Raw genomic sequence first — 8,210 nt, forward strand, 5'->3', positions numbered from 1 at the left:
GTCGTGCGAGCCCGTCGCCTTCGTGCTATCCGACCGAGACCGGGTGCGCGCCCGCAGGCCGAGGGCCGGCGGGCGCACACGAACATCAGGATGGATCAGCCAACCGTCAGTTCAAGTCCTGCGTGCTCACGAAAACCGCAACCTGGGCGGGCGGGTTCGGGCCGCTGTAACACAGGCGCTCGAACAACGGAACTCCAGGCAAGAACAGCGGCTGTGTCGTGCCGAAAATCGCGGCCAACTGGGGAGCGGTCAACGCCCCCGAACCCTCACGCAGAGCAACGACAGCAGTGGGGTTGCCGCACTCTGCCGTTGTATGACCCGCCTTCACGAACAACACCGAGGAGTCAGCAGTGCCCACCACAGGGTAGGTGATCTGGACCACCTTCCCGCCCACCTGGCCTCCTCCGAGACTGCCCGCGTAAGCGGCGAACCCGTTGTCGTCCGGCTGCCGGTCGAAGCGCCAAAGACCGCCCGGGAGGGGGACGATCGGGTTCAGGGCCGCGACCGAGGGCGTCGTGCCGTCCTCCATCACCTGGGTGGAGTCAATCACGTTCTGCAGCGAATCAGTCGTCACCAAGTGGTGGTCGCTCGCGCGTTCGAACGCGACCTCCCAATCGGTGCTGCCGTCCCGGGCAGCAGCGATGGCGGTACTACTTCCCGGCGCCGCGAACAGGCCGGGAAGCCGATGGCCGCCGCCATCGATGTCCACCCACACCGAGTTGTCAGAGGCCACGAACGACATCAAGAAGTGTCCCCCCAAGGCATTGGAGACCGACGGACTGGTGTGCGGCGCCAGCACCGAGGGAGTGACGTCGAACTTACCGGTGGAATCGAGGGTCACCAGATGGCCGGTGATGTCTTGGTAGGCGAGCTTCCAAGTAGTAATGGGATCGGAAAGTCGGCCGGTCGCGATCGACGGGATGGTGCCCGGCGCGATCGTGTGCCCTGCCGGAATCGAGAACCCGACGTTGGGGTCGGAGGGCTGCCCGGTCGCGTCGGTCTCCGCCACAATCAGGCGGCCGCTGCTGTCCACCCAGGTCGAGGCGTAGCCTCCCCGTCCCAGGTTGAGAGCGACCACGGACGGGGTCGTACCCGGGAGGATAGAGCCCTCCGTGAAACCACACTGCGGCTGCACGCCCGGAGTGACAATTGCGGCCGACTCCCGGCCCGACTCGGCCCACTCGACCCGCAACTGCCCCTGGGCGGTGACCGTGATGTCCGGGCTGGTGCCGGGCATCTCGGGCACGGGGTTGGGGCTGCAATTCTGCCGGAACTGATGCCCGCCCTCAGCGGAACTGGCCAGCCACAGACTGTGGTCCGACGCCTGGAAAGCTTCCTCGTAGCCACCGTCGGCCAGCGCAGCGACCGAAGGACTGGTCCCAGCGTCCAACAGAGACGGCGACACGTCGACCAAGCCAGGCGAGACGTGTACCAGGCGATGATCAGAGTTCGCAAAGTCCACAATGAAGCCCTCGGGGGTAGTCGCCGCTTGGGCAACCCCCACCGGGCCCACCACGGTGAAACCCGCGATCGCCGCCACCAGCGCAGCAGCCACCGTGATCGGTTTCTTCTTGATCGTTCTCTTCTTATTCAATTCCACTCCAGTGGTCTGGCGATCTCACGTCGTTGACAATGAACGGAGGTGACGACCTTCATGCCGAATCGACGACAACCGAGCACGCCCACTCGCCAACCCCCGCCATAGATACGTCAGCGGGTTACAAGATCGCCCTGTGGCAGACCGGCGACGGCTGCACCGAACAGACCAGCTTCCTCAACAGCATGACGGCGGAGTTCCACCAAAAGCACCCGCTGCGGTTGGTGCGTCCCCCGGCGACATGACCCCGGCCGACGTCGAGACGCTGCCTACCGACTGACGCCTTCGCTGAGGACGTCCTGGCCGTCGATCAGCGGCGGCATCGCATATCCGTGTGTCGTCTCCAGTGATCGTGCCGACAGTGCCGCGTCGCCTCGATGTGGCGCTGCCTCAGGTGTTTGAGCGAGTCCTCCAGCGCGGCGACCTCGCCAAGCCAGACCCGGTCCTTGGCTTCTGCGAGCCGCTCCGTGGCATTGGCGGTCATCTCCTCGATGCGGGGCAGCTGGGCGGGATCGACGCGCAGGAACCGGCACTTCACGCAAGCGTGCTCATGAACGCACGGCGTGCCGTAGGGTCGGTGGCACTCGCCCAGAGCGACCTTGCGCAGCAAGAAGTGCTCCTCGAACTCGGCCCACTCCTCCCCGGTCGCCGCCCGGAGTTCACCGCCCGGCCGGGTGGCCCGGCGACGTTCGATGAAGTGCTGATGCGCGGCCACGACTTCCTCGGGAAAGACCGCGGTGTAGCCGCGGGTTGTGTCGAGGTTGAGGTGGCCGAGCAGGGTTGCCGCGATGTGCAGCGGGAGGCCGCTGGAGACCATCTCCGTGGTGAACAGCCGCCGGAAGTCGTGAGGCGTGAAGTAGATCGGCTGCCCGGCGTCCTGGAGGCCGGCCGCCTCGGCGACGGCGATGATGAGCCGCCGCGCCACCGACGGTGACAGCACTTCGGTGCGAGCACCGATCCGGCGGACGAACAGGTGCGGGAACGGCTCACCGTGCACCTTCTCGTGTGGGTCGTAGCGCACCGACAACGGGATCCGGTCACCGCTGCCCTTCGCGCGCCGCTGCACTGCGACGAGCACCGTCACCAGCTCCGGCGTCATCGGTATCAACCGCTCGGCGTCGTTCTTGCTCGGCACGATGTGCAGCAACGGCACCAGTGTCCCGGTCGAGGCGGCGGTGTAGTGGCGCAGCGACAACTGGGTGAGCTCGAGCAGCTCCTCGACCCGGATCCCGGTCAGGCGCAGCGTCTCGATGACGGCCCACGCCCAGAACCCATCGGACTCGGCCGCGGTGAGGTCGGCCAGGCCGTGCCGGTTGACGCCGAGCAGCGGCATGTCCGGCGCGGCAGCGATGATCCGGGCGCGCAGCAGGCTCGGCCGGTCGCGTTCGTAGCGTCGCGGCGGCGGCTGATGCAACTCGAACTCCGAGCCGTCGACGATGAACCGCTGCCCGTGGCTGGCCTGCTGCGCCGCGGCGATCAGCCGGGCCGACCAGTCCCGGCGACGCACCGCCTCCGCGACCAGCGCCGGCAGCAGCGGCGTCAGCGCCCTAGTGCGGTTCTGCATCCGCGACTGCTGACGACGTTTCGCTTTCGAGGCGCTCTTCGACTCGTGCCGCGACACCGGGGACGGCGCGACCCACGGACCCCAGCGGGCCGGCTCGTCGTGCGACCACTCCGCCAGGTCGCGATACATCCCGCGGACGGCGAACTAGGTGGAGTGGATCTGGCGCCGCGGTTGTCCGTCGATGGTTACCGAGAGACGTTCACGCCACTCAGCAGCAACCTGCGGTGTCAGCCGCAGATCGGCCTGGCCGGGGTTGATCTGGAGCACCTCCCACCAAAACAGCCGCACCAACCGGTAGGCCCACCCCTCCAGCGTGCCGTAGTCCATCGACGGCTTGAGCTCGCTCAGGTAGTCGATCAGCAGGTCACGCACGCCGCTGGCCGGGACGCCGTAGCGGTCGACCAGGGTCTGCACCGAGTGCTGGCGGGAGTTGCCTTTGGCCGACCAAGCAGCCCGCAGCGTCAGCGGTTCGCCCGCGAACGGGCCGAGCGCGACCAGCAGCTCCCAAGCCAGGTGCTCGCGCCGAGTCCGGCCCGACGTGCGCACGACATCGGCGTAGAAGAGCAGATCCTCGCCCTGCAGCTCCTCGAGTCTCTTACCGGTCCGGATCAGCACCCGCGACAAGCATGCCTCCGCGTCGTACTGGTGACGCAGCAGCGCCGACCGGTAGGCCGGCAACGACCGCAGCCGCTCCAGCTGCTCGGCGTCGTTGACACCGAGCATGCGCTGCGGCAGGTAGGCGCCGGCCCCGGTGGCCAGCTGCCAGCCGTAGGACGGGCGCAGCACACGGGCCACCATCAACGCGTTCACCCCCTGAGCCACGGAGGCGTTCGGTGTGCGGGGCGTCACCGCTGAACGCCACGCTCTCGGGGCGAGGTCGGCGCCGCTGGCCATCCAACGCTGTTCCCACGTCTCACCGTCGAACTGGTGCAGCCAGCCCAGGATCCGCCGGACGCCGGTCGAGGTCGGTTTGCGGCTCGGGAAGGTCCCGAGCACCTTGTCCAGGGTTGCCGCGATCGTGTCGTCCAGGCCGAGGTGCTGGATCTGCGCGCCCGCTGCGCCGGCTGGCAGGCTCGGCGGTTCGAGACCGAGGTCGTAGGCGCGGTGCGGCCGCAGCCGGCCGGTCGCCCCGAACAACAAGTCCGGCGCGACCAAGGCCGGTGGCGAAAGCGGCCTCGTAGTTGGGCCGGATGCTGCCCGGGTGCGCGCCGCCTGGATCTGCGCCACCGCGCGCGGATCGGTCACGAGATCGGCGCCGACGGCGGGTGCTCTGGTCATGCGGGCAGCCCCAGGAGCTCGCGCACCGCAGCCTCGTCGTAGACGGGCTCGATCACCGGGCCCGCCGGGCGTGGCCGGGCATGGTGCTCGAGAACCTTCGCGACCAGGTCCTCCAGCCGCGGCTGGCTGTAGATCTGCGTGGTCGAGACGCTGGCATGGCGAAGGATCGTCTGCACGTCGAACAGCGAGAACGCCGGATCCGCCAGCAACCGCGCCGCCGCCGTGTGCCGCAGATCGTGCAGCGTCCAGTTCGACCCCAGCGCGGCGTTCGCGCGCTGCAATACCGCCCGCGCCGCGTGGTAGGTCAGCGGTCGCGGCGTGCCCTGCCGGGTCCACCACACCGGTCCACCGTGCTCGATCGGCGGCCGTTCCTGCTGCAGATACAGCGCCAGCCACACGAACGAGTCCACACTCGCCGGGATCGTCTCCCGTAACCGGCTGCCCTTGCTGACCACCGTGATCGTGTTCGAGCCAGCATCCAGGTCGGTGCCGTGACACAGACCGAGTAGCTCGGTCGCGCGGGCACCGCTCGACAACCAGAACGACACCAGCGCCCGGTCGCGGTGGCTTCGCAGCGCGCCGAACAGCGCGTCGGCGGCGTCGTCAGGGATCGCCCGCCACATCGGCCGAGGTGTCTTCTGCCGGTAGGTCGCCCGCTGATGGATGACGAAGCTGTCCATCGGGTTGTGGTGGGCGTTCAACCGCCCGCCCGTCGCGCGGCTTCGCTGCGCGGGCACAGGGTTCACCAGCGGTCCGAGCTCTGCCGCGCACGCCCACTCGTAGAAGCCGAACAGCACGCTCAGCTGATGGTTGATCGTCCGCGAGCCGTACGTCGCACCGAGCGTCGCCTTGCCGGTGATCGGATTCACCGACCCGGGCGCAGGACCATCAGAGCGGCGATTCAGTCGCTGCGGCACCGGTGCCTCGCGCAACATCTCCACGAACTCACGCACGTCGGAACGCTCTGCCCGCTCCCACGCCGTCCAGCGGCCGTGCAAGAACCGGAACCAGCGCAGCAGGTCGTAGGCGTAGCTGCGCAACGTCGCCGGCGAGCAGTCCGAGACGGCCAACTCACGCAGAAACCCCGACGCCCCTGCGTGCTCGGTCTCCGGGAACACCACCCGCCACGGCAATCCCTGCTCGAACTCCACGACCCGGCCCAGCACGACACCCGCCACCGCCACACCCTCTCCAGTCCGGCACCAATCACGCCAATCGGGCACCCGAAGAGTTCAGTCAACTAGTCGGGTCGGCGTCGTGTGCCGAGCCGGTGAGGTGCGGTTGTGGTCGCGCAACGGAAAGGACTTCACGGCGAAGTTCCCCGACATCCAGGCAGCCGTCGCGGAGCAGGTGAGCACGGCCTGTGTTCTGGACGGCGAGCTGCTCGTGTGGACCGGCGACCGGATGGACTTCGACGCGCTGCAGCAGCGGATGGTGAACACCGCCGCCACCGTCCGGCGGCGGCTGGCGCCCGCACAGCCAGCCTCGCTAGTGGTGTTCGACGTCCTCGCGGTCGGCAACGTCGACGTACGGCCGATGCGCTGGACGTCGCGCCGCGGCCGGTTGGAAAGCCTCGCCGTTGCGTGGCGACCGCCATTGCAGCTGTCGCCGGTCACCACGCAGCTGGCCGAGGCCCGGGAGTGGCTGGAGGCGTTCAAGACCTCCGGTGTGGAGGGTCTGGTGGTCAAGGGAGCGTCGAGCCGGTATCAGCCGGGCCGCCGGGAGTGGGTGAAGGTGAATTCTGTCGGGGTGGACAGTGTTGCCGAGGCGCGGCGAGGGACCGTCGTCCGAGGTCAAGCGGCGGTCCGGGTGTTGCCGGCGGTGCGCGACAGGTGTCGTGGACGTGTGGTGGTGGGCAGATGCAGAGCTTGGTCGAGGACGCGTGGGTCTGGTGGAGTTGAAGCTCGCACGCTCAGAAGTGCAACTGCCCAACTTAGACACGTGGATCGGCGATGAACCGATCGAGGACTGGACCACGTCCGGCGAGCTGCATGCTGCATGACTCAAGGTTGGGCAATAGTGACCAATACCGTTGCCCCAGGCGTCAGCATCGTGCCTGGCGAGGGGGAGACGGCCAGGATGGTACCGGGTATGGAGCCAGAGGATTTCCTGGTCTGGATGTTGGGTTTCAGGCCCAGTGCGGTGAGCCTGTCCGCGTATTGCTCGCTGAAACGGGCGGCTGGATTCGATTCGCTGAACAGGGGATCTGGGACACCGATGGTGTCTGGAACGATCATGATCCGGGCGAGGATGCCGTGAACCTCGCCAGCGTTCGTGGAGGACTCCGCCTGGAACGCTACGTCGAGAGACGGAATGAACACCGTGCCTGAACAGACCGTCCGGGGCGAATCGCCCGTGCAGGTTGTCCGCTGACGTTCGGCTCGCACGCCGTCGAGCTGGAAGGTCTCGTCGGCCCGGAAGCCGATTGGCTTGCCGCTACGCACCAGTACGCTCTCGACACCTTTGGGGCGATCTACCAGACAGAGGTTCTGGGGGCCCGCATCGATGATGACGGTGTCCTTCTGCGGCGTTCCGCAGGCGAGCTGGTTCGTGCCCCATTGCTCGGGCACGGCGATGGCGGCGTGGCCGATGCCCACCAGTCGCGTCGCGGCGGGCGCCGGCGGTGTCGAGGCGGCCGGCGGCGCGGGGTTCGTGAAGATCGGGCCGCCCGCGAGCAGCAACGTCCCGCCCACCGCAACTACCGCGGCTGCCACGCCGACAGCCGAGAGTGCCGCTGCACGCCGACGGCGGCGGCGCGCAGCGCCTGCGCGGATGGCTTCGATCGGTGGTGGCCCGACGTTTGTCCGGTTTCCGGCGCGTTCGAGGAGTTCGGTCAGCTTGGATTCGATCATCGGGTTCCTCGCAGTTCTGCCAGGCCTGGGTCCTCCGCGAGGACCTTCACAGCTCGGGACAGTCGGCTCTTCACTGTTCCGATTGCAACGCCGAGCACGGAGGCGATCTGCGGGTCGCTCAGGTGGGCGTAGTAGCGCAGCACCACCGCGGTGCGCTGGTCGGTGCCCAGCCGGGCAAGCGCACGCATCATCGCGTCGGTGTCGTCAACGCCGGCGGTCTCATCGTGTCCGGCCCGCTCGGGGAGATCCGACACTGGCTTCTCGCCGGTCCAGCGGCGGCGACGTGCGGAAATGAAGATGTTGATCAAGACTCGGTGCACGTAGGCGTCCCGGTCGTCGGCCTCCCGCACCTTGCCCCACTTCACCAGGCATCGTTCGAGGGTCGTCTGCACGAGGTCCTCGGCCTCGGGGCGCGTGCACCCCAGGAGCACCGCGGAGCGCACCAGCCCGGGCCAGCGCGCGGCAACATACTCGCTAAAGTCCGCGTCCCCGGCCATCACTCACCTGCCCCTCAAGAGCCCTTCACCCGTATAGACAGGCTGGCAGCATCCAAAGGTTCCAGTAAGTCTTGAATACCGACAGGCTGCCATCTTCGCCAGCAGCGGGCTCAGCCCCCGCGTGACGCCGCAGCCTGTCCAATCCGACATGTCACGGCTGGCCCCACCTCCAACCAAACGGTCTTGCTCCAAGGATCTGACGGCTGATTACACATTCTCTTGCCGACATGCATCTGCCCCGGAACGTCCACCCAGCCGAGGGTCATGGCGCGGGCAGGTACGACGGCGGCGGCCACGGCTCGGATGGTGGCGGGCATGGTGGCGGGCATGGTGGCGGGCATGGTGGCGGGCATGGTGGCGGGCATGGTGGCGGGCATGGTGGCGGGCATGGTGGCGGGCATGGTGGCGGGCATGGTGGCGGG

The 8,210-nt window shown here is 68.0% G+C and carries 7 protein-coding genes; 1 reads left to right on the forward strand and 6 read right to left on the reverse strand.

Translation table 11 applies throughout. The features are described from left to right. Positions 1-106 precede the first annotated feature (106 nt). The 4 genes from AB0J62_RS40160 to AB0J62_RS40175 all read right to left on the reverse strand — a co-directional run bounded on the left by AB0J62_RS40160 (position 107) and on the right by AB0J62_RS40175 (position 5,617). On the reverse strand, positions 107-1,600 hold the full coding sequence (locus tag AB0J62_RS40160; protein WP_363883045.1) for a hypothetical protein: 1,494 nt from the start codon (positions 1,598-1,600) through the stop codon (positions 107-109). A gap of 307 nt (positions 1,601-1,907) precedes the next feature. After that, positions 1,908-3,290, reverse strand: coding sequence for a tyrosine-type recombinase/integrase (locus AB0J62_RS40165; protein WP_363883048.1), 1,383 nt, complete (start codon positions 3,288-3,290; stop codon positions 1,908-1,910). A gap of 15 nt (positions 3,291-3,305) precedes the next feature. Next, a complete protein-coding gene (locus AB0J62_RS40170; RefSeq protein ID WP_363883051.1) occupies positions 3,306-4,439 on the reverse strand; it encodes a hypothetical protein in 1,134 nt (377 codons plus the stop codon). Beyond that, entirely contained in the window at positions 4,436-5,617 is a 1,182-nt protein-coding gene (locus AB0J62_RS40175; RefSeq protein ID WP_363883054.1) for a tyrosine-type recombinase/integrase, read from the reverse strand. The genes AB0J62_RS40170 and AB0J62_RS40175 overlap by 4 nt, the downstream gene beginning before the upstream one ends. A gap of 79 nt (positions 5,618-5,696) precedes the next feature. On the opposite strand from AB0J62_RS40175, the gene AB0J62_RS40180 reads away from it, so the two are divergent. Next, positions 5,697-6,395 (forward strand): hypothetical protein, encoded by a 699-nt coding sequence (locus AB0J62_RS40180; RefSeq protein ID WP_363883057.1) that lies wholly within the window; start codon positions 5,697-5,699, stop codon positions 6,393-6,395. Between the two features lie 47 nt (positions 6,396-6,442). Here AB0J62_RS40180 and AB0J62_RS40185 read toward each other — a convergent pair whose 3' ends face one another. Further along, positions 6,443-7,291, reverse strand: coding sequence for a PASTA domain-containing protein (locus AB0J62_RS40185; RefSeq protein WP_363883059.1), 849 nt, complete (start codon positions 7,289-7,291; stop codon positions 6,443-6,445). Then, positions 7,288-7,788, reverse strand: a complete 501-nt coding sequence (locus tag AB0J62_RS40190; protein WP_363883062.1) for a SigE family RNA polymerase sigma factor — start codon at positions 7,786-7,788, stop codon at positions 7,288-7,290. Before AB0J62_RS40190 ends, AB0J62_RS40185 begins: the two co-directional genes overlap by 4 nt. Between the last annotated feature and the right edge of the window lie 422 nt (positions 7,789-8,210).

Source organism: Kribbella sp. NPDC049584, from assembly GCF_040675555.1.
Classification (GTDB): Bacteria; Actinomycetota; Actinomycetes; order Propionibacteriales; family Kribbellaceae; genus Kribbella.

Coding starts and splice junctions, on each gene's coding strand:
- AB0J62_RS40165 (WP_363883048.1), bottom strand. CDS start 3,290: ATGTATCGCGACCTGGCGGAGTGGTCGCACGACGAGCCGGCCCGCTGG.
- AB0J62_RS40170 (WP_363883051.1), bottom strand. CDS start 4,439: ATGACCAGAGCACCCGCCGTCGGCGCCGATCTCGTGACCGATCCGCGC.
- AB0J62_RS40185 (WP_363883059.1), bottom strand. CDS start 7,291: ATGATCGAATCCAAGCTGACCGAACTCCTCGAACGCGCCGGAAACCGG.
- AB0J62_RS40190 (WP_363883062.1), bottom strand. CDS start 7,788: ATGGCCGGGGACGCGGACTTTAGCGAGTATGTTGCCGCGCGCTGGCCC.